This is a genomic window from Collinsella aerofaciens (assembly GCF_902501475.1).
GTDB classification, from domain to species: Bacteria; Actinomycetota; Coriobacteriia; order Coriobacteriales; family Coriobacteriaceae; genus Collinsella; species Collinsella aerofaciens_AL.
This window is the reverse complement of the sequence record NZ_CABWIF010000022.1, coordinates 88,044-107,357: the sequence shown is the minus strand read 5'-3', so window position 1 is coordinate 107,357 and position 19,314 is coordinate 88,044. Positions and strand designations below refer to the sequence as shown.

Genomic DNA, 19,314 nt, shown 5'->3' with positions numbered 1-19,314 from the left:
AGTGGAAAAAGTATTTGATTGATACACGGGATGGCTATGGACGATCTTTTTTCTGCTTCGACGCGCGAGCGTTCCTTTCAGAATGCGCCGCTTGCGGTGCGCATGCGCCCCAATTCGCTCGACGAGTACGTGGGCCAGCAAAAGGCCGTCGGTAAGGGTTCATGGCTGCGTGCCGCGATCGAGCACGACGTGCTTTCGAGCGTGATTCTGTACGGGCCTGCCGGTACGGGCAAGACGACGCTGGCCCACATTATCGCCAACCATACCAAGAGCGAGTTTGTCGAGGTCAGCGCCGTCACGGGTACCGTGAAGGACCTGCGTCGCGTGATTGATGAGGCCAAGACGCGCCTGAATACGTACGACCGCCGCACCATTCTATTCATCGATGAGATTCACCGCTTCTCTAAGTCGCAGCAGGATGCCCTGCTGCATGCAGTTGAGAACCGTACCGTCATTATGATTGGCGCTACGACAGAGAACCCGTACTTCGAGGTCAACTCGGCACTGCTCTCACGTGGTCGCGTCGTGGAGCTTGAGCATCTGAAGGATGAGGATATCGCCACGCTTATTGAACGTGCGCTTGAGGCACCCCAGGGCTTGAACGGTAAGTTCTCGGCCGATGAGGATACGGTCAAGACCATTTGCACGCTGGCAGCGGGTGACGCTCGCTCGGCGCTCACGACGCTCGAGCTTGCGAGCGAGATTGCCGTCACGCGTCCCGATACCGAGGGAACGCCAGCGCCTGCGGCGGGGGAGCGCTATCCCATCACCGTGGATGACGTGAAGATCGCCAACCCGCGTCGCGGCTTTACGTATGACAAAAACGGCGACATGCACTACGACATCATCAGTGCGTTCATCAAGTCCATGCGCGGTAGCGACCCCGATGCCACGATCTATTGGCTCGCGCGCATGATCGATGCTGGGGAGGATCCTAAGTTTATCGCTCGCCGCATTATGATTCACGCTTCTGAGGATGTTGGCAACGCCGACCCGCAGGCGCTTTTGGTGGCGCATGCCGCGTTTAAGTCTGCCGAGGTCATTGGCTATCCCGAGTGCCGCATTAACCTGGCTCAGGCTGCACTCTATGTGTGCTTGGCGCCAAAATCCAACGCGTGTGAGGCTTCGATCGATGCGGCGCTGGCCGATATCCATTCTAGTGGGCTTCGCGAGGTGCCGAGTTATCTGCGCGATCGCCATCGCCCGGGCAGCGATGAATACGGTGTGTATAAGTATCCACATGATTATCCCGAAGGCTGGGTCGATCAGCGCTATTTGCCCGAGGGACTGGAGCGCGGCGCGTTCTGGCAACCTGCCGGCCGCGGTTGGGAAGAATGGCGCGTAGAGCAAAGCGAGCGCGACCGTAGCGGCAATGCGCCCAAGTAGGTCCTTGGGACCTCCCACATTCCCTTAGGGTATCTTTCCCCTTCTTTGGGGTACCATGAAAAGCGTCTGTATTTCGATTCCTTCGGGAGGCTTGTATGAGTCCCATTCAAATCGCCCTGCTGCTACTCGCCGTTGCCGGTGTGTGGGCTGTTATCGAGCTCGCGCTCACGCTGCGAAAGACCCGCACCGTCGTTGATTCGCTCGACAAGACGGTGAGCGACCTTAACAACACGATCGCCGAGGCTCAGCCCGTGGTGGCAAAGCTCGATGGCGCTGTCGATGAGCTCACCCCCGCGCTGGCGCAGGTTGAGCCGCTCCTCAAGTCGAGCAAGACGGCAGTTGATGCCCTTACCTCCAACCTCGTCGAGGTTGAGGCGGTTGTCCGCGACATTTCCGAGGTTACGGGCAGCATGGCCGAGGCCAGCAATGCTGTGTCGAGCGTGACCGACTCTGCGGCCGGTGCCGTTCAGAAGCTCTTTAACAAGGTGAAGGCTCCCGCGGCCGACGCCGAGCGCAAGCTTTCCGCTGCCGCCGAAGAAGCCGAGCAGCCGACCGAGCGCGTCCTGATTGGCGAAGCCGGGGACGATGTCGCTGCTGGTGACGATGATGCACAGAAGCCTGCTGCTAAAGCAGCCCAGTATTACACCTACACGCCCGCCGAGACCTCCGAGGAGTCCTGCGATGAGTAGCGAAGCAACTTGCCCCATCACGCTGACTGTTGCCGGGGATCCGCGTCTGGCACGCCTCGTACGTATGACGGCGGCTAATGTCGGCGCCCTGTGCTCTATGTCCGTCGATCGCATCGAGGATATTCGTATGGCCGCCGAGGAAGCCTTTATCTTTGGCTGTACGGCTGTTGATTCCGACGATATCTCGATCAAATTCGATGTCGACGAATCTCACGTAGGCATGACCTTTACCTTTGGTGATCAGGCGACTGTCGATGAGGATGACCAGGCTGCCGTATATGCCGAGCTCATTTTGGCGAGCGTGTGCGATTCCTACGAAAAGACTGTGGCGCCCCTGACGCTTTCCCTCGACCTCAAGGCGGATATCTAATATGACCGAACGTTCCCGGAGCGGTAAGACCGCTTGGGACAAGGAGAAAACCCGCGAGCTGTTTCGTCGCTACAAAGAGACCGGTGATCCGGACGCACGTGAGCAGCTCGTCATGTCCCATATGAACCTGGTAAGGTTTCTTGCCAACAAATTTAAGAACCGCGGCGAGCCGCTCGACGACCTGATGCAGGTCGGATACCTGGGTCTACTCAAGGCAATCGACCGCTTTGATCCCGAGCGCGGACTCGAGTTCACGACGTTTGCGACACCCACTATCCTGGGCGAGATCAAACGCCATTTCCGCGACAAGGGCTGGAGCGTGCGCGTACCGCGTCGTCTGCAGGAGCTCTCCGCCAAGGTCAACCAGGCTACTGACAAACTTACCAACGAGCTGCAGCGTTCGCCCAAGGTTGAGGAGATCGCTGAGTATCTAGATGTGACTGTCGATGAGGTCCTCGAGGCTATGGAATCGTCTTCGGCTTATACCTCGGTGCCCATCGAGGCTCCTGGTGCGTCCGATTCCGACGATGCCCCCTCGATTCTCGACCGTTACGCCGACGATGACAACGAGCTCGACTTTACCGATGACCGCCTAGTGATCGAGGAAGCCATCCGTGATTTCTCGCCGCGCGAGCGCGAGGTGATCGAGCTGCGCTTTGTGAAGGGCATGACCCAGATCGAGATCGCCAAGAAGCTGGGTATTTCTCAGGTGCAGGTTTCGCGTTTACTGCGCCGCACGCTTAAGAAGATTCAGGACAAGATCGATCCCGACGGAGTGATGGTTCGTTCATGAGTGAGCACCCCCAACAAACCGATCGCGTGCTGCGTGACACCCGCATTCTGACGCTGCGCATTTGGGCTGTTGTCGGCTGCATTGTTATTGCTGCTGTCATCTTTAACCTTATGGGCATCTTGGCACCGGTTATTGAGTTTCTTGCCGTCGGTTCCATCATTGCTTTTGTGATGTCCCCGATCACCAACTGGCTCGAGCACCATGGCGTGAATCGCGGCATCGGTTCGCTTATCGCGCTTATTGTTGTTGTTGCTGTGCTCGTCGGTGTCGTTTGCATCTTGTCGCCGATTCTCTTTGGTCAGATCATGGAAGTCCTGAGCCGCCTGCCCGAACAGCTTCGTGTTGCGGGTGGCGACCTCAACGAGATGATCTCGCATGCCAAGACGCTCAACAACACGCCGCTCAAGGAGTATTTGGACGATAATCTTTCGTCGCTGGTTACCGTGGCATCGAAGTATGTGTCTCAGATCGCTGCCGAGCTTGGCCGCGGTGTGTTCCCGCTCATCACCAATACGGCCTCGCAGTTGTTCGTGATCTTCCTTGGTCTGGTGCTTGCGTACTGGATGGCCTGCGACTACCCTCGCATGCACCATGAGATTTGCACCATCATCGGTCAGGAGAAGGAGACCTCGTACCGCTTTATGGTCGCCATCCTTTCTCGCTCGGTCGGCGGCTACATGCGTGGCATGGTCGTGACGTCCATCTGCGGTGGTTTCCTCGCCCTTATCGGTTTTATGATTATCGGCCATCCGTATGCGGCGCTCATGGCTATCTTTACCGGCATCATGCATTTGGTTCCGGTCGTCGGTCCCTGGGTGAGCGCAGCAATCGCCACGGTACTCGGCTTTATGTTCAGCCCCATGTTGGCGTTATGGACGCTTATCGTGACGATGGTCGCGCAAAACGTCACCGATAACGTGATTTCGCCTAAGGTCATGCAGAGCTCGGTGCAGGTGCATCCCATCATGAGCCTCACGGCGCTCGTTATTGGCTCGGCACTCATGGGCCCCATCGGCATGTTTATTGCCATCCCGCTGTGTGCGGCCCTCAAGGGTATCTTTGTGTACTACTTCGAGAATGAGACCGGCCGCCAGCTTGTGGCCTATGACGGCGCCGTGTTTAAGGGCACACCGTACCGCGATGCCGATGGCAACCCGGTCGCCGCCTACGACGCACTCGGCGACGACACCTTCATCTACGAGTCCGAGCTCATCGGCAATGAGACCGCGCCCGAGGCCCAGGCTATGCCCAAGCCCGAGCTCGATAATCCTTGGATCAAGCTTTCGGGCCTGCAGCCCGATGCGACGGGTTTCTTCAAGAACCCCTTCGCCAAGGACGATGACTCCAACTCGGACGACGACACCAAAACCGGCATCGACGGCTCCATGGACGATGACGACAACTAGCGGGGTAATTCGGGTTAACATTCATACGCGCTAACATGCAATTTCGCTGAAGGGCCGGCATTGTGCCGGCCCTCTTTTTTGCACTTGCGCGGTGGGATGGTAATATCGTTACGTTTGAACTGTTTCGATGTGAAACCGAGGAGATTCCCTCTATGAGTGCTGACTACCCGTCAATGACTACGGCCGAGATCCGCTCCAAGTTCCTCAACTTCTTTGAGGAGCGCGGTCTTAAGCTCTATCCTTCTTCGTCTCTTGTTCCTGACGATCCTTCGCTGCTGCTTGCCAACGCTGGCATGAACCAGTTTAAGGAGTACTACCAGGGCAAGAAGACCATGAAGGAGATCGGCGCGATCTCCTGCCAGAAGTGCGTCCGCACCAACGACATCGACTGCATCGGCGAGGACGGCCGTCACCTGTCCTTCTTTGAGATGCTCGGCGACTTCTCCTTTGGCGGCGTCTCCAAGCAGCAGGCCTGCGCTTGGGCCTTTGAGCTCATCACCAAGGAGTTCAAGCTGCCGCTCGACCGCCTGTACTTTACCGTCTTTACCGAGGACGACGAGACTCACGACGTGTGGCGCTCCCTGGGCGTTGCCGAGGATCACATCTCGCGTCTGGGCGAGGACGACAACTTCTGGGCCGCTGGCCCCACCGGTCCCTGCGGTCCGTGCTCCGAGATCTACTTTGACATGGGCGAGGAGGTCGGTTGCGGCAGCCCCGACTGCAAGCCCGGCTGCGACTGCGACCGCTTCCTTGAGTTCTGGAACCTCGTGTTTACCCAGTACGACCGCCAGGAGGACGGCTCCATGCCGGAGCTGCCGCACCGCAACCTCGATACGGGCATGGGTCTGGAGCGCATGGCCGCTATCATGCAGCACAAGACCGCTAACTACGACGGCGACTTGATGCAGCATCTCATCAAACTGGGCGAGGAGATCAGCGGCAAGACCTATGACGCCGACGATTACTCCGGTGCCAGCCGCTCGCTGCGCATCATCGCCGACCACTCCCGTGCCGTCGACTTTATGATTTCGGATGGCATCCTCCCCGGTAACGAGGGTCGCGAGTACGTCCTTCGCCGTCTGCTCCGTCGTGCCGTGTTCCACGGTCGCCTGCTGGGCATCGAGGGCGCTTTCCTGACCAAGTTCATCGACGAGGTTAACGCTCAGATGGGCGAGGCCTATCCCGAGCTGCTCAAGAACGTCGCGCTCGTCAAGGGTATCGTTGCCTCCGAGGAGGAGCGCTTCTCCACGACGCTCGACAACGGTCGCGTCTACCTGGATGAGGCACTGGCAGCGCTTGCCGAGGGCGCTGTGCTTCCGGGCGATGTTGCCTTTAAGCTGCACGACACCTTTGGTTTCCCCATCGACCTAACCGTCGAGATCGCCGGCACCGCTGGCCACGACGTCGACATGGACGGCTTCACTGCCTGCATGGAGGACCAGAAGGCCCGCGCCCGCGCCAATGCCAAGGGCGACGCCTGGGGCAGCTTCAACGACGTGTGGGTTGAGCTTTCCGACAAGGTCGCAGCGACCGAGTTCGACGGCTATGACAACGATGTGATCGAGGGCGCCAAGGTTGTCGCCATCGTGCGCAACGGCGAGTCCGTCGAGTCCGCTGCCGCCGGCGAGGATGTCGAGGTTGTGCTCGACTGCACCCCGTTCTATGCCGAGATGGGTGGTCAGCAGGGCGATGCCGGCAAGCTTTCCGCCGAGGGCGTTGTTCTGACCGTTGCCGACACCAAGAACCACAACGGCCTGTATGCTCACGTCGCCCACGTTGCCGAGGGCACGCTGGCCGTCGGTGCTACCGTGACCGCCGCGCTCGACGCCGAGCGCCGTGGCTTCCTGCGCCGCAACCACACCGCCACGCACCTGCTCGACGCCGCCCTTAAGCAGGTCCTGGGCGAGCACGTCTCCCAGGCCGGCTCGCTGGTGACGCCCGAGCACCTGCGCTTTGACTTTACGCACTTCGAGGCCCTGTCCTCCGAGCAGCTCAAGGCTGTCGAGGACCTGGTCAACCAGCAGATCTTCGCTTCCAAGCCGGTCGTGACCCGTGTCATGGGCATCGACGAGGCTAAGGCCGCCGGCGCTGTCGCCCTGTTTGGCGAGAAGTATGGCGACGTCGTCCGCGTTGTCTCCGTGGGCGCCGAGGACCAGCCGTTCTCCCGCGAACTCTGCGGTGGCACACACGCTGCCAACACCGCCGAGATCGGCCTGTTCAAGATCATTTCCGAGTCCTCCACGGGCTCCAATGTCCGCCGTATCGAGGCCGTGACCTCTAAGGGTGCCCTCGACTATATGGCCGACCGCCTGGCACTCGTTGACGCCGCTGCTACTGCGCTCAAGTGCCGCGTGGATGAGGTTCCCGCTCGCGTGGAGAACCTGCAGGCCGAGCTGCGCGAGACGTTCAATAAGCTCAAGAAGGCTCTGACCGGTGGCTCCTCCGACGCCATCTCCAGCGCCATCGAGGGCGCCGTCGAGCTCGACGGCTATAAGCTCGTTGTCGCTGAGCTCCAGGGCCTTGAGGCTGCCGACCTGCGCAACGTATGGGATACCGTGCATCAGAAGGTCGCCGGCCCTGTCGCTTGTGTCGTCGCCAGCGTGACTGAGAAGGGCACTCCGGCCCTGCTCGCTGCCGGCTCCGATGACGCCGTCAAGGCCGGTTTCCACGCCGGTAACGTGATCAAGCAGATCGCGGGTCTGGTCGACGGTCGCGGTGGCGGTCGTCCCAACATGGCCCAGGCCGGTGGCAAGAATGCTGCCGGCATCGCCGATGCCCTCGCGGCCGCTAAGACCGCGCTCGGTGCCTAAGAATCTAAGAAGTCACTGTGGTTGCGCTCGCGCTGGACATAGGGGAGACCAGGATTGGCATCGCCGTCTCGAGCCGTGATGGCAAGATGGCGATGCCTGTCAAGGTGCTTCCGGCTGCCGAGGTCACCGGTATGGCCAAGACGTTCCGCTACCTGGTTGAGGACTATGAGCCCGACATCCTGGTAAGCGGACGTCCCCTGACCATGGCCGGTGAACCTGGCCCTCAGGCCGAGCGCGTTGCCGCTGTGGCGCACAAGATTGCCGACGAGCTCGATCTTCCGTTGGAGTTTGAGGACGAGCGTCTGTCCTCGCAAGAGGCCAAGCGTATCCTGCGCGAGCAGGGACTCAACGAAAAGCAGATGAGGGGCAAGATCGACATGATTGCCGCCAGCCTGTTTTTGCAGACGTGGCTCGATCGTAAAAACGAGGAGGTTTCGCATGCCTAGTGCTTCCGATCCGCGCCAGCCGAATCGTACACAGCAGCCGGCGTCGCGCCCTGCCCAGCCTGGCCAGCGTCCGGCACAGCCGACGCAGCGCGCAGCTCAGTCTGCCGCGCGCCCGGCGCAGTCCTTCTCTCGTTCGGCCCAACCTGTTCAACGGACGGGTCAGCAGCCTTCTGCTCGTTCGGTTCAGCATTCGGCTTCTCACGCGGCTCAGCAGCCCACTGCTCGTACGGCCCAGCCTGCAGGCGGCACCCGCTTTAAGCAGCAGGCACCTACCCAGCGAACGCAGGCCCCCCAATCGCATTCGCATCACGCTCGTGGTTCGCATGGCGTTGCTCCGGCGACCCGCTCGAGCTACAACACGCATGCTCGTCGCGGTGCTCAAAAGAAAAGCTCCCCGGTGCCTATGATTATCGGTGGCGTTGTTGCCGTGCTTGCGCTTGTCGCGATCGTTTTCTTTGTCGTGCCAGCCGTCAAGGGTTTCTTTGGCGGTGAGGGTGCGAAAGTCGTTGCAGGCCAGCAGGTTACTATCACGATTCCCGATGGTGCCTCGGGTGACAGCATCGCTTCGATTCTCTCCGAGAACCATATCGTAGAAAATCCCAAGGATTACTATGCGGCGGTGAAAAAGCTCAACGCCGATATGTCGCTCAAGCCTGGTGATTATTCGTTCACCACACTCATGGATGCGACCGAGGTTGTTCAGCAGCTCATGGAAGGCCCCAACGCGGGCTCCAATACGCTGACTATCCCTGAGGGCCTGACGGTCGATCAAGTCGCCGACCGTGTGGCCCAGGCCTATGACAGCATCTCTAAGGAAGACTTCCTCAACCAGGCCAAGGCCTCCAACTACGTGGACGACTATAGCTTCCTTAAGGGCGCCGCCAACGACTCGCTCGAGGGTTTCTTGTTCCCCAAGACCTATTCGTTGGGTGATTCGCCGACGGCCGATGGCGTGATTCGCGCTATGCTCGATCAGTTTAAGACCGAGTACAAGTCGCTTGACTTTGCGAGCTGCGAAGCCAAGATCAAGGAACGCTACGGTGTGGAGATGTCCGACTACGACATCGTCAACTTGGCCTCTATCGTTGAGCGCGAGGGCCTCAACGCCGATCAACGTGCGCACGTGGCCTCGGTCTTCTACAACCGCCTTGCCGGCAAACTCGACGGTCTGCGCTATCTCAACAGCGATGCGACCATGATGTATGTCACCGGTGGCGAGGTTACCGCCGACGACCTGCAGAGCGATAGTCCGTATAACACCTATAAGCATGAGGGCCTGCCGCCCACGCCCATCTGCTCTCCGTCGCTCGAGGCGCTCAAGGCCACCCTTGAGCCGACCGACTCTGATGACCTGTATTTCTACATTACGCAGGACGAGGAGTACTTCTCGCAAACCTACGAAGAGCATCAACAGTCTTGGAATTAGCATGAGGATTTTTAGCCCCAAACGATACGTTGCCTCGGTCGATCGCATCGACCTTAATACCCTGTGGGCCGACGGCAAGCGCGCCATTCTGCTCGATCGCGATAACACCTTGGTGCCGCGCGACACCGAGCAGGTTCCCGCCGCGGTTTCCGCTTGGCTCGACGCCGCCCGCGCCAAAGGCTTTAAGCTGTGCATGGTGTCCAACAACTGGCATCGCGACCAGGTCATGAGCTCTGCACGCGAGCTGGGACTCGAGGCCATCAGCCACGCCATGAAGCCGGCGCCGTTTGCCCTCAAGGCGGGCCTTAAGCGCCTCGGCGCCACAGCCGGCGAGGCTGTGCTGATCGGTGATCAGCTCTACACGGACGTGTGGAGCGGCAACTTCGCCGGCGTCGATACTATTCTGGTCAAGCCGCAGGCGACGCAGGACCTGTGGTATACGCAGATCTTCCGTATCTTTGAGCGCCGGGCCCTGCGCGACCTTCCCTGCGAGGAATAGGTCTCGTCATGTCCCAGCACACCAAACACGGCTGCGACCATATCTTCTTTATCGGCTTTTTGGGCGCGGGCAAATCGACGCTCGCGCGCAACGTCGGCACCATGTTCAAGCGGCGTTTTATCGATACCGACCGTCTGGTCGTGCGCCGTTGCGGCAAGTCGGTAACCGAGATTTTTGAGACCGAGGGTGAGGATCGTTTTCGCGAGCTCGAGACCTCGGCGCTCCGTTCGCTCCAAAGCGAGCGCAGCCTGTTGGTTTCGTGCGGGGGCGGTATCGTCGAAACGCCGGTGAATATTGAACTGATGCACGAAATGGGTACGTGCGTGTACCTCGAGGGCGACTTCGAGGATTCGATTCGCCAGATTCGTCGGTCCGACACGCGCCCCGATTTCCGTTCGCCCGAGCATGCTGCGCGCCTGTTTGAGCATCGCCGTCCGCTGTATCGCCAGGCCGCCGACCTTACCCTTGATATTCGCAACAAGTCCTTCGAGGACGTTTCCTACCTTTGTGCCGAGATGCTTTTGGAGCGTGGGCTGCTATGATTCGCCGTCAACTGATCAATTTCCAAAACCGCAGTGTCGATGTCCGCGTCGGATTGGGCGCGTTCGATGAGCTGTCGCGCATGTTTTCCTCGGCTGTGGGCAAGCCTAAGCGCGCGATGGTGGTTTGGAACGACGCTACATCCGAGCGCTTTGGTGAGGTCGTCGAGCATGCGCTGGTCGACGCCGGTTTTGCCGTGTCGCAGCTTTTGCTTGAGGTTTCTCCTGATGGCGCGACGCTGGTCGACGCCGATACCATCTTTGGCGCCCTGTCGGCTAACGGCATTACCTGCGACGATCTCGTTGTCGCTGTCGGCGACACGGCGACCTGCTCGGTCGTTTGTTGGTGTGCCAATCAGTGGTGCGGTCGCACCGAGTGCGCCTTACTGCCGACGACCTTCGACGCCATGCTCACGGTCGCGACGACCATGAAGCCGCTCGTCGCCTCGTCGGCCAATGCGCTTCCCGCTATCGCGTGCCGTCCCGAACCGGGCTTGGTCGTGTGCGACCTCGACCTTGTTCGCGAGGCGGACCCCGAGGACCTCAAGCTCGGCTTTGTGGTACTTGTTGGCACCATGCTTTCGAGCAGTAAGTCCCGCTGGAATCAGTTTACTGAGACCGTCCCCGAGATTCTCGCGGGCGAGGAGGTCGCGCTCGTCAATGCCGTTCAATGGTCTCAGACTGCCCGCAAGGACGTACTGATGGCCACGAACCCGAGCGCCCGCCATGCGCTCGATTTTGGTAAGACGGGGGAGCGTACCTTGCGCGCTTGCTTGGGCGATGCCGCTTCGCAGGTCCCTGCCTATCAGCTGTTATCCGAGGGCATGCGTTTTGAGGCGCGCCTAGCACATGATGCCTGCGACTTCGATATCGATTACGTCTTTGAGGTCGATGACTGCTTGGAGGACTTTGGTATCGAGGAGCTTGCCTTCGATTTGGAGCCCGCCACGTTTATCGAGGAGTTCCGCGGGCAGCAGTTTGTCCGCTCGAACCGCAGTATGTTGCCGCTGCCCGCGGCACTCGGCGCCATTCGTCTAACGAGCGTTGAGGACGAGGTTCTTGAGCGCCATGCTCACGCCTACTTGGCTTCACGCAAAGAACTTCTCTAAGATTTATTGACATCCATTGTCTTTCGTATCATGTTGAGGGGCGGGTTTTCAATCGGTTGCGGATCGCATGCGATTCCGTCGTTCGATTGAGACCCGTCCCGTCTATATAGAGACAACAAGAAAGGAATCTGCATGTCTGAGTTTGCTGCCGGTCCTGCCGGTCGTATCGAGCGTGTCCGTGCCCTGATGGCCGAGCGTGGCTACGATGCCATCGTGGTGCGCGACGAGGCCAACCTTCGTTGGCTTACGGGCGTGAAGGGCGTCTTCGACTACACCTTCGAGTTCCCGCACGCTGCGTTTATTACGGTCGACCAGTGCCTGTTCCACACCGACTCGCGCTACCTCAACAGCTTTGAGGAGAACACGCCCGCCGGCAGCCCCTGGGTCTACGACATGGACGAAGGCACCATCCCCGGTTGGGTCGCCGGCAAGATTACGGCCAACAAGTGCCGCGTCTGCGCTGTCGAGGACGATATGCAGATTAACTTCTACCAGGGTATTCAGCGCGGCCTGGAGGACCGCTCCGTCGCCTGCATGCTGCCGCTGATGCATGACGACATCCGCAAGATGCGCGCCATCAAGGACGCCGAGGAGATCGAGCTCATGCGCCATGCGCAGTCGATCACCGATGCCGCCTTCCAGCACATGCTCGGCTTTATTAAGCCCGGTATGACCGAGAAGCAGGTACGCAACGAGCTCGAGAACTTTATGTTCGCCAACGGTGCTGACAGCCTTGCCTTCGGCTCCATCGTGGCGAGCGGCCCCAACACCGCCAACCCGCATGCCGTCCCGAGCGACCGCGTGATCGAGAAGGGCGACTTTGTCCTCATGGATTACGGCGCGGGCTACTGCGATTATCGCTCCGACATGACACGCACTGTCGTGATGGGCGAGCCTACCCAGGAGCAGCTCGACCTGTACGCGCTCGTGCGCCGTACGCACGAGGAGTGCGTCGCTGCCATCCATCCGGGCGTCGAGGGCAACGACATTTTCAAGCTTTCCAAAAAGATCATCGGCGATGCCGGTTATGGCGATTACTACAACCATGGCCTGGGCCACGGCGTTGGTATCGACATCCACGAGCTGCCCAACTTCAACCGCAGCAAGAACACCATCGAGGTCGGCTCGGTTATCACCATGGAGCCCGGCGTGTACCTGCCCGGTGTGGGTGGCGTGCGTCTGGAGGACTACGGCGTGGTCACCGAGAACGGCTACGAGCCCTTCACCAAGACCCCGCACGACCTGCACGTCATCGATTGCTAGCCCATTTCGATAGATTTTTGGGGCGGGGCGTCCGGAGCAATTCGGGCGCCCCGCGTTCTCTTTTTATGCGCTCGCTGCAGGCGCCGTCTGCAAGTGTATAATTTCGGTCGTATGTAATTTGGACGCTTGTGCGTTCTGCCCATAACAAGAAAGGTCGCTATGCCTACCATTTCTACCGCCGACTTCAAGAACGGCCTCGGTCTCCGCATTAAGGACAAGGTCTACACCATCGTCGAGTTCCAGCATGTCAAGCCGGGCAAGGGTGGCGCGTTTGTGCGCTACAAGACCCGCGACATCAAGAGCGGCCGCGTCGTCGAGAACACCTGCAACGCCGGCACCAAGTTCGAGAGCGTCATGCTCACCACCCGTGAGTTCCAGTACCTCTACAACGATGGCGCCGACTACATCTTCATGGACAACGAGACCTATGAGCAGGTTCCCGTTCCCGAGGACATGGTGGGCGAGAACTCCAAGTGGCTGCGCGAGAACGACATCTGCCAGCTGCTCTTTGCCGACGATGAGCTCATGGGCGTGACCCCGCCGATGTTCATCGAGACCACCATCGTCCAGACCGACCCGGGCTTTAAGGGCGACACCGTCCAGGGTTCCACCAAGCCGGCCACGATCGACACCGGCGCTGTCATCCAGGTCCCCATGTACCTCAACGAGGGCGAGGTCATCAAGGTTGACACCCGCGACGGCAAGTTCGTCTCCCGCGTCTAGCAACCAACTCTTCTAGGAGGACTCATGCCCCAGGAAATCAAGATTGACGGCATCGGCATTTCGCCCGATGTTCTGACCGCCATCGTCTCGCGCGCCGTGTCGGATGTCGAGGGCATCGCCTCCGTTGGCGTCAAGGACCTTGCCACCAACCTTGTCTCCATGATGCTCTCGTCCAAGGCCCCGGCTTCCGAGCCGGCGGTCGAGGCCGAGGTCGTCGGCGACAAGCTCGCACTCACCGTGCGTGTCGTGGTGTTCTTTGGCTATCCGTTCAAGAAACTCGCCGAGGCCGTTCGCGCCGCCGTGGTCGCCGCCATCGATGCCCAGGTGGGCGTCGAGGTCGAACGCGTTGACGTTTGCATCGACGGCCTCGTTTTCCCCAAGGAGTAACCTTTGAGCCTTAAGGTTTATCGCGGGCGCACGCTTGCCCGCAGTCAGGCGCTGCAGCTGCTGTTCCAGGCCGAGGCCACGGACAGCCCGCTCGAGCGCGTCCTCGAGGGCGATTTCCTGATTTCGAAGGGTCCCCTCGACCCCTATGCGTTGGAGCTTTGCCGCGGTGCCTACGAGCACATTGATCGCATCGATTGTGCCCTGCGCGCCGTCGCCAAGAACTGGGATCTTATGCGCATGCCCGGTGCCGACCGCAACCTGCTGCGTATCGCCGTTTACGAGATGCGCTTCCTCACCGACGAAGAGGTCTCGGACGCCATCGTCATCAACGAGGCTGTCGAGCTTGCCAAGGCCTATGGCACCGACCAGTCTGCGTCGTTCGTCAACGGCGTGCTGGGCAAGATCGCTCGTAGCGAGGAGCTGCCGGGTGAGGACCTGTACCAGGAGCTGCTGGCCGAAGATCGCGCTCGCGAGGAGGCCCAAGCCGTCGAGGCTGCCGCCAAGGTTGCGGTTGCTCAGGCTGAGGCTGGCGTGCTGGCCGAGGATGCGGACGCCGCCGAGGCTGTTGTCGACTCCGTCGAGGAGTAGTCATGCCAGAGGGTTCTGTCCGTAACTTTGATGAGATCTCGGACCGTCTGGATCAGATCATCGCTACCGTTCGCTCCAAGGATACCTCCTTGGAGCGTTCGCTCGATCTGTTTGACGAAGCGATTGAGCTGGGCTCCCGCGCGGTCGATATGGTCGACAAGTTTGAGTTGACGCCGCGTGAGGCCGACAAGCTCGAGCAGGAATATGATGAGGATGCGGCAAACGAATCCCAGGATAGCTAGGCCGCATCTCCGGATACGAATGGTTGATGGCATTCATGAAACGCGTGCGTCTTGATGACGAACTGATTTCACAGGGCATCTGCGCAGATCGCGCGGATGCCCTTCGCACTCTTATGGCCGGCTTGGTCTCGAGTGGCGGTGAGCGCTTGACTTCGCCGGGCCTTAAGGTGATCCCGGGGCTGCCGCTGCACGTGAAGGGGCGCATTCCCTATGTTGGCCGCGGCGGTCTTAAGCTCGAAGGCGCGCTTGATGCGTTTGACATCAATCCGACGGGCCTTGCCTGTCTGGATGTGGGCTGCTCTACCGGCGGTTTTACCGATTGCCTGCTCAAGCGCGGAGCTGCGACCGTTGTCTCGGTGGACGTGGGTCGCGCCCAGTTCGATTGGTCGTTGCGTCAGGACGATCGCGTGACGCTGCTTGAGCGCACAAATGTGACGCAGCTGCCTGAGCTTGGCTATGCCGGCGCCATCGACCTGGCTGTGTGTGATGTCTCGTTTACCAGCATCGCGAACATTATCGATGCGGTACTGGCGTGCCTGGCTCCTACGGGTGCATTCTGCACGCTCGTAAAGCCGCAGTTTGAGGCTCCGGCGGCGCTGGTGGGCGAGGGCGGCATTGTGACCGATCCCGCCGTGCGCCGCGATACACTCGTGAGGGCGGTTGAACTCTTTGCTGCCAAGGGCCTGTTCCCGGTCGATGTGTGCGTGTCACCCATTCATGGTGCCAAGGGCAACGTTGAGTTTTTCCTGTACGGCACGAGGTTTGCCCCCGGTGAACGCACCGACGATGAGCTGCAATCCCAGGTATCGGTTTTGAGCGAGAAAGCTGCAACGCTATGAAGGTCTTTCTGGTTCCCAATTACTACAAGCAAGAGGCGGTCGAGAGCGGCCTGATGCTCGAGCTTTGGCTGACGCGCCAGGGCTATGAGGTCGCATGGGCTGCCGACCAGCGATCCAAGATTCAGAGCACGCCTGATATTGACGGCTCCGATCTGGTCATTACGCTCGGCGGCGACGGTACGTTGCTACGTGCTGCCCGCATCCTCAACCATCGCGAGATTCCTATCCTCGGTCTTTCCTATGGTCACCTGGGCTTTTTAACTGCTGCGAGCCCCGAGGAGCGCGACATTCTGCAGGTCGTGAGCGACGCCCTTTCCGGAGAGCTGCACGTGAGCCGTCGCGCCACCATCGCCGCGGATATCGTGTCCGTGCGCGACGATGGCACGAAGGATGTCGTGCGCACGTTCGCCCTCAACGACATGGCGCTCACGCGCGGCCCCCTGTCCGATATGGTTGAGTTCGACATCACGGTGTCGGGCCACCATATCGATCGACTGCGTGGCGACGGCGTGGTCGTGTCCACGGCGACTGGTTCTACGGGGTACGCGCTCAGTGCAGGTGGCCCCATTGTGAGCCCCGACTATACGGGTATGGTCTGCGTACCCATTGCGCCGCACACCATTCAGGCCCGTGCCTTCTTGACTTCGCCGAGTGATGTCGTCGAAATCTTTATGTCCGATGATCGCCCGAGCGTTCCGGCGATCGCTATCGATGGACAGTTTATTACCTGCGACGGCACGGTCGAGAGCGTGGCCGTGCGCCGAGGCCCAGGCGATGTGCTGCTGCTCGACTACGGCCCCGAGAGTTTTTACAACTCGGTGAGCCGCGTATTCTACGGAGTTCGTCATGATCGATGAGCTGCAGGTTTCTAACATTGCACTCATTCGTGAGGCGACGCTGGTGCCGAGTGCCGGCCTGACTGTCCTGACAGGCGAGACCGGCGCCGGCAAGACCGCGCTGCTCTCGGCCCTTAAGCTTATTTTGGGCGAGCGTGCGGATTCGTCGACGGTGCGCGAGGGCGAGGCGCTGGCGAGCGTCGAGGCACGCCTGTTTGACGGCCCGCACGACACGGAGGGCTTCACGGTCCAGCGCAGCCTTTCTGCCGAGGGCCGCAGCCGCGTGAGGATTGACGGCCGCATCGCCAGCGTGCGCGAGCTTTCGGAGTGCGTCGGCGTGATGATGGATCTGTGCGGTCAGCACGAGCACCAGCGCCTCCTCGACCCGGCGCATCACGTTGCCATGGTCGATGCCTGGGCGGGGCGCTCTGCGCTCGAGGCACTCGAGCACTACCGTACTTGCTTTAAAGCCTCGCGCGCGGCTGCCAAGGAGGTCCGTCGCGTTGAGGAGGCCTCGCGTGCGCAGGGGAGTCGTGTCGAGGAGGCGCGCTTTGCCCTCGAGCGCATCGGCGAGGTCGACCCTAAGCCGGGCGAGTATGAGGAACTCGAGGAATTGCTGCCGCGCTCCGAACATGCCGAGGTACTGGTTGCCACAGCTAACGATGCCCATGCATCGCTTGCCGCCGAAGGGGGAGCGCTCGATGCCGTGAACAGCGCCGTGGCAGAGCTTTCCCGAATGGCTACCGTCGATCGCAAACTGGGCGACATTGCCGAGACGCTTTCGGATGCCTGCATCTCGCTTGAGGATTGTGCCAACGAGCTGCGCGCCTATCGCGATGGGGTCGCCTTCGATCCTCGCGAGCTCGCTCGCATGCGCGAGCGGTATTCCGACCTCAAGGGCCTGCTGCGTCAGTGGGGTCCGACCATGGACGATGTTTTTGCCATGCGTGATCGCTCGCAAGAGCTGCTTTCGCTGGTTGATAATGGCGATGAACAGATCAAAATGGCGCGTGAAGCGCTTGGCGCGGCGGAGCACGAACTGTTTGCTGCCGCCAAGGCGCTTAAGCGCGCTCGCAATACGGCGGCCCCGCGCTTCTGTCACGAGGTTGGCCGCCAGATGGCTCGCCTGGAGATGGGTAGTGCCGAGCTCGTCTGGGAGTCGCGCGATCTTCCCCGTGCTGAGTGGACGCCGGTTGGTCCTTCGAGTTACGAGCTGCTATACCGCAGCGGTGCCGGCTTGACGCCACGCCCCCTGCGCCGCATTGCGTCGGGCGGCGAGCTCAGCCGCGTCATGCTGGCAAGCAAGGTTGTCCTCGGTAACGCGGACGGTGTCGATACGCTGGTGTTTGACGAGGTCGATGCTGGTGTCGGTGGCTCCACGGCGCGTGCGCTCGCGGGCGTGCTGGCAGATCTCGCCGCTACGCATCAGGTGATTGTCGTAACCCACTTGGCGCAGGTCGCCGTCATGGCCGACAAGCATTATGTTGTCAGTAAGGAACCGGGCGATGTTCCCCAGACGCATTTGGACGAGGTAACCGGCGAAGCGCGTACCGCCGAGATCGCCCGCATGTTGAGCGGCGATCAGTCCGAGGCAAGCCTGGCGCACGCCAAACAGATGCTTGCGGAGGCGCGTGCCTAGGCCGAGCCGCCACATGTATGTCCAATCCGGCCGCCACGAAACGGGTCCATCTACTACGTTTGGCAGGGCATCGGCAACCACGCCAAGAATTGCAAAAAGAAAACCGCAGGTAGAACGCCTGCGGTTTTCTCTATTTTGGGTGTATGGTTGGCGCTTGAGGTTAAAACGTAGTAGATGGGCGGATTTCGTGGCGAGGGGCGTCTATCGGCTCCCCAATCTACCTACTCAACGACCTTATCCGGCTGGATGAGCTCCTCGTAGTAGCTGATATGCTCACGCGCGTCTTCAATCTCGGGCAGCAGAAAGTTGTAGATGACTTCGATGATCATCGTGGCACTGATCTTGGAGAACGCAAAGTCGCCTGTCGTCAGCAGCGCTTCGTGGTTGACGGTATTAAAAGTGTAGTCTGCCAGGCGCGCGAGTGGGGATTTGCTGTCACTGCTGATGACGACTACGGTTGCGCCGCAGTTGCGAGCCGCTTTTGCCATGCGATTCAATCGGCGCGATTTGCCGGAGTTTGAGATAAGCACGATGACGTCACCCGGGCGTAACGTGAGCGCAAAGCCGATTGATGTCTCGCTAATGGTGCTCGCCATGCAGCGCAGGCCCAGCTGCGAAAACTTAAACGTCGCATCGAGCGCGACCGCGTTCGTATTGCCCACAGCTGCAAACTCAATAACCCCTGCATGCTTAAGGGCATGCACAACAGCCGCCAGCGTATCGTGGTCGATCCCGTCGATGGTCGCATTAAGCTCGCTCACCTTGGCAGCCAGGATATTCTTGAGGCTCTGCTCCATATTGTCGAGCGAGACCTCGTCAGTCAGGCCCTCGTTACGCTGACTTTCCAAATCCCTCGCCAACGAAAACTGAAAGCTGCGGAAGCTACCAAAGCCAAGCTTGCGGCAGAAGCGCGAAACGGTCGCCTCGGACGTGGCGGCGGCGCGCGAGAGCTGAGCGGCCGTGAGGCGTGGCGCCTCGGACTGGTGCTCCAATATATAGTCGACAATGCGCTGCTCGGACTCGCTGTATCCCTGATGGGTGCTAATGAGGGAAAGTGCGCTCTTGCTACTATCGGTCATGGATGGCTCCTGGTTGGCATGAAAATCTAGCTTGATTTGCAATGCCATAGTATACGGGCATTTTCAATTACAAGATACACCTTGCCGTTTCAAGTGTTGATGGTAAACTTTCACTTACCGTTTACGGTTATGAAAGAACCTTTCACCGGAGATTTGCACCTTAGCTCTTCTCACGCGGACGGTAGGTTGGTATCTTTCAGTTGTGGAAAAACGCGCATCGAAGCGCGTGTAGGGGAGCGCCCGCG

General features: G+C 60.1%; 20 protein-coding genes. 19 read left to right on the top strand and 1 reads right to left on the bottom strand.

Annotated features, from left to right (window positions below; all coding sequences use genetic code 11):
• Positions 1 to 36: 36 nt before the first annotated feature.
• From GDJ93_RS05665 to recN, 19 genes are all read left to right on the top strand, one after another.
• Positions 37 to 1,386: a replication-associated recombination protein A gene (locus GDJ93_RS05665; RefSeq protein ID WP_152068063.1), complete on the top strand. Its 1,350-nt coding sequence runs from the start codon at positions 37 to 39 to the stop codon at positions 1,384 to 1,386.
• Between the two features lie 95 nt (positions 1,387 to 1,481).
• Positions 1,482 to 2,075 carry a hypothetical protein gene (locus tag GDJ93_RS05660; RefSeq protein WP_152068062.1) on the top strand — a complete coding sequence of 198 codons (594 nt, stop codon included), beginning with the start codon at positions 1,482 to 1,484 and terminating at the stop codon, positions 2,073 to 2,075.
• Positions 2,068 to 2,445: an ATP-binding protein gene (locus GDJ93_RS05655; protein ID WP_152068061.1), complete on the top strand. Its 378-nt coding sequence runs from the start codon at positions 2,068 to 2,070 to the stop codon at positions 2,443 to 2,445. The genes GDJ93_RS05660 and GDJ93_RS05655 overlap by 8 nt, the downstream gene beginning before the upstream one ends.
• A 1-nt stretch (position 2,446) precedes the next feature.
• The gene (locus GDJ93_RS05650) at positions 2,447 to 3,238 is read left to right on the top strand and encodes an RNA polymerase sigma factor SigF (protein ID WP_117564127.1); all 792 of its coding nucleotides are present in this window, start codon (positions 2,447 to 2,449) and stop codon (positions 3,236 to 3,238) included.
• On the top strand, positions 3,235 to 4,644 hold the full coding sequence (locus tag GDJ93_RS05645; RefSeq protein WP_152068060.1) for an AI-2E family transporter: 1,410 nt from the start codon (positions 3,235 to 3,237) through the stop codon (positions 4,642 to 4,644). The genes GDJ93_RS05650 and GDJ93_RS05645 overlap by 4 nt, the downstream gene beginning before the upstream one ends.
• Positions 4,645 to 4,796: 152 nt before the next feature.
• Entirely contained in the window at positions 4,797 to 7,454 is a 2,658-nt protein-coding gene (gene alaS / locus GDJ93_RS05640) for an alanine--tRNA ligase (protein ID WP_152068059.1), read from the top strand.
• A gap of 17 nt (positions 7,455 to 7,471) precedes the next feature.
• Positions 7,472 to 7,900 carry a Holliday junction resolvase RuvX gene (gene ruvX / locus GDJ93_RS05635; protein ID WP_152068058.1) on the top strand — a complete coding sequence of 143 codons (429 nt, stop codon included), beginning with the start codon at positions 7,472 to 7,474 and terminating at the stop codon, positions 7,898 to 7,900.
• A complete protein-coding gene (mltG, locus tag GDJ93_RS05630; protein WP_226812493.1) occupies positions 7,893 to 9,326 on the top strand; it encodes an endolytic transglycosylase MltG in 1,434 nt (477 codons plus the stop codon). The genes ruvX and mltG overlap by 8 nt, the downstream gene beginning before the upstream one ends.
• 1 nt (position 9,327) lies before the next feature.
• Entirely contained in the window at positions 9,328 to 9,825 is a 498-nt protein-coding gene (locus GDJ93_RS05625; protein WP_152068057.1) for a YqeG family HAD IIIA-type phosphatase, read from the top strand.
• A gap of 8 nt (positions 9,826 to 9,833) precedes the next feature.
• Positions 9,834 to 10,367 carry a shikimate kinase gene (locus GDJ93_RS05620; RefSeq protein WP_006233986.1) on the top strand — a complete coding sequence of 178 codons (534 nt, stop codon included), beginning with the start codon at positions 9,834 to 9,836 and terminating at the stop codon, positions 10,365 to 10,367.
• Entirely contained in the window at positions 10,364 to 11,473 is a 1,110-nt protein-coding gene (locus GDJ93_RS05615; protein WP_152068056.1) for a hypothetical protein, read from the top strand. The genes GDJ93_RS05620 and GDJ93_RS05615 overlap by 4 nt, the downstream gene beginning before the upstream one ends.
• 132 nt (positions 11,474 to 11,605) lie before the next feature.
• Entirely contained in the window at positions 11,606 to 12,736 is a 1,131-nt protein-coding gene (locus GDJ93_RS05610) for a M24 family metallopeptidase (RefSeq protein WP_152068055.1), read from the top strand.
• Positions 12,737 to 12,895: 159 nt separating this feature from the next.
• Positions 12,896 to 13,459, top strand: a complete 564-nt coding sequence (efp, locus tag GDJ93_RS05605; protein WP_117806186.1) for an elongation factor P — start codon at positions 12,896 to 12,898, stop codon at positions 13,457 to 13,459.
• A 24-nt stretch (positions 13,460 to 13,483) separates the two neighbouring features.
• Positions 13,484 to 13,846 (top strand): Asp23/Gls24 family envelope stress response protein, encoded by a 363-nt coding sequence (locus GDJ93_RS05600; RefSeq protein ID WP_006233982.1) that lies wholly within the window; start codon positions 13,484 to 13,486, stop codon positions 13,844 to 13,846.
• Between the two features lie 3 nt (positions 13,847 to 13,849).
• Complete coding sequence (gene nusB, locus GDJ93_RS05595) at positions 13,850 to 14,434, top strand: transcription antitermination factor NusB (RefSeq protein WP_152068054.1); 585 nt, start codon at positions 13,850 to 13,852, stop codon at positions 14,432 to 14,434.
• A 2-nt stretch (positions 14,435 to 14,436) separates the two neighbouring features.
• The gene (locus GDJ93_RS05590; RefSeq protein ID WP_006233978.1) at positions 14,437 to 14,676 is read left to right on the top strand and encodes an exodeoxyribonuclease VII small subunit; all 240 of its coding nucleotides are present in this window, start codon (positions 14,437 to 14,439) and stop codon (positions 14,674 to 14,676) included.
• A 35-nt stretch (positions 14,677 to 14,711) separates the two neighbouring features.
• Positions 14,712 to 15,515, top strand: coding sequence for a TlyA family RNA methyltransferase (locus GDJ93_RS05585; RefSeq protein ID WP_226812498.1), 804 nt, complete (start codon positions 14,712 to 14,714; stop codon positions 15,513 to 15,515).
• Complete coding sequence (locus tag GDJ93_RS05580) at positions 15,512 to 16,372, top strand: NAD(+)/NADH kinase (protein WP_117746039.1); 861 nt, start codon at positions 15,512 to 15,514, stop codon at positions 16,370 to 16,372. Before GDJ93_RS05585 ends, GDJ93_RS05580 begins: the two co-directional genes overlap by 4 nt.
• Positions 16,362 to 17,990 (top strand): DNA repair protein RecN, encoded by a 1,629-nt coding sequence (recN, locus tag GDJ93_RS05575; RefSeq protein ID WP_152068052.1) that lies wholly within the window; start codon positions 16,362 to 16,364, stop codon positions 17,988 to 17,990. The genes GDJ93_RS05580 and recN overlap by 11 nt, the downstream gene beginning before the upstream one ends.
• Positions 17,991 to 18,211: 221 nt before the next feature.
• Here the strand turns inward: recN and GDJ93_RS05570 are convergent, their stop codons facing one another.
• A complete protein-coding gene (locus GDJ93_RS05570) occupies positions 18,212 to 19,069 on the bottom strand; it encodes a MurR/RpiR family transcriptional regulator (RefSeq protein WP_226790721.1) in 858 nt (285 codons plus the stop codon).
• Positions 19,070 to 19,314 lie beyond the last annotated feature (245 nt).

Excerpts from the sequence above, each read along its gene's own strand:
- GDJ93_RS05665 (WP_152068063.1), top strand. The coding sequence starts at position 37 with ATGGACGATCTTTTTTCTGCTTCGACGCGCGAGCGTTCCTTTCAGAAT.
- GDJ93_RS05660 (WP_152068062.1), top strand. The coding sequence starts at position 1,482 with ATGAGTCCCATTCAAATCGCCCTGCTGCTACTCGCCGTTGCCGGTGTG.
- GDJ93_RS05655 (WP_152068061.1), top strand. The coding sequence starts at position 2,068 with ATGAGTAGCGAAGCAACTTGCCCCATCACGCTGACTGTTGCCGGGGAT.
- GDJ93_RS05650 (WP_117564127.1), top strand. The coding sequence starts at position 2,447 with ATGACCGAACGTTCCCGGAGCGGTAAGACCGCTTGGGACAAGGAGAAA.
- GDJ93_RS05645 (WP_152068060.1), top strand. The coding sequence starts at position 3,235 with ATGAGTGAGCACCCCCAACAAACCGATCGCGTGCTGCGTGACACCCGC.
- alaS (WP_152068059.1), top strand. The coding sequence starts at position 4,797 with ATGAGTGCTGACTACCCGTCAATGACTACGGCCGAGATCCGCTCCAAG.
- mltG (WP_226812493.1), top strand. The coding sequence starts at position 7,893 with ATGCCTAGTGCTTCCGATCCGCGCCAGCCGAATCGTACACAGCAGCCG.
- GDJ93_RS05625 (WP_152068057.1), top strand. The coding sequence starts at position 9,328 with ATGAGGATTTTTAGCCCCAAACGATACGTTGCCTCGGTCGATCGCATC.
- GDJ93_RS05620 (WP_006233986.1), top strand. The coding sequence starts at position 9,834 with ATGTCCCAGCACACCAAACACGGCTGCGACCATATCTTCTTTATCGGC.
- GDJ93_RS05615 (WP_152068056.1), top strand. The coding sequence starts at position 10,364 with ATGATTCGCCGTCAACTGATCAATTTCCAAAACCGCAGTGTCGATGTC.
- GDJ93_RS05610 (WP_152068055.1), top strand. The coding sequence starts at position 11,606 with ATGTCTGAGTTTGCTGCCGGTCCTGCCGGTCGTATCGAGCGTGTCCGT.
- efp (WP_117806186.1), top strand. The coding sequence starts at position 12,896 with ATGCCTACCATTTCTACCGCCGACTTCAAGAACGGCCTCGGTCTCCGC.
- GDJ93_RS05600 (WP_006233982.1), top strand. The coding sequence starts at position 13,484 with ATGCCCCAGGAAATCAAGATTGACGGCATCGGCATTTCGCCCGATGTT.
- GDJ93_RS05590 (WP_006233978.1), top strand. The coding sequence starts at position 14,437 with ATGCCAGAGGGTTCTGTCCGTAACTTTGATGAGATCTCGGACCGTCTG.
- GDJ93_RS05585 (WP_226812498.1), top strand. The coding sequence starts at position 14,712 with ATGAAACGCGTGCGTCTTGATGACGAACTGATTTCACAGGGCATCTGC.
- GDJ93_RS05580 (WP_117746039.1), top strand. The coding sequence starts at position 15,512 with ATGAAGGTCTTTCTGGTTCCCAATTACTACAAGCAAGAGGCGGTCGAG.
- recN (WP_152068052.1), top strand. The coding sequence starts at position 16,362 with ATGATCGATGAGCTGCAGGTTTCTAACATTGCACTCATTCGTGAGGCG.
- GDJ93_RS05570 (WP_226790721.1), bottom strand. The coding sequence starts at position 19,069 with ATGACCGATAGTAGCAAGAGCGCACTTTCCCTCATTAGCACCCATCAG.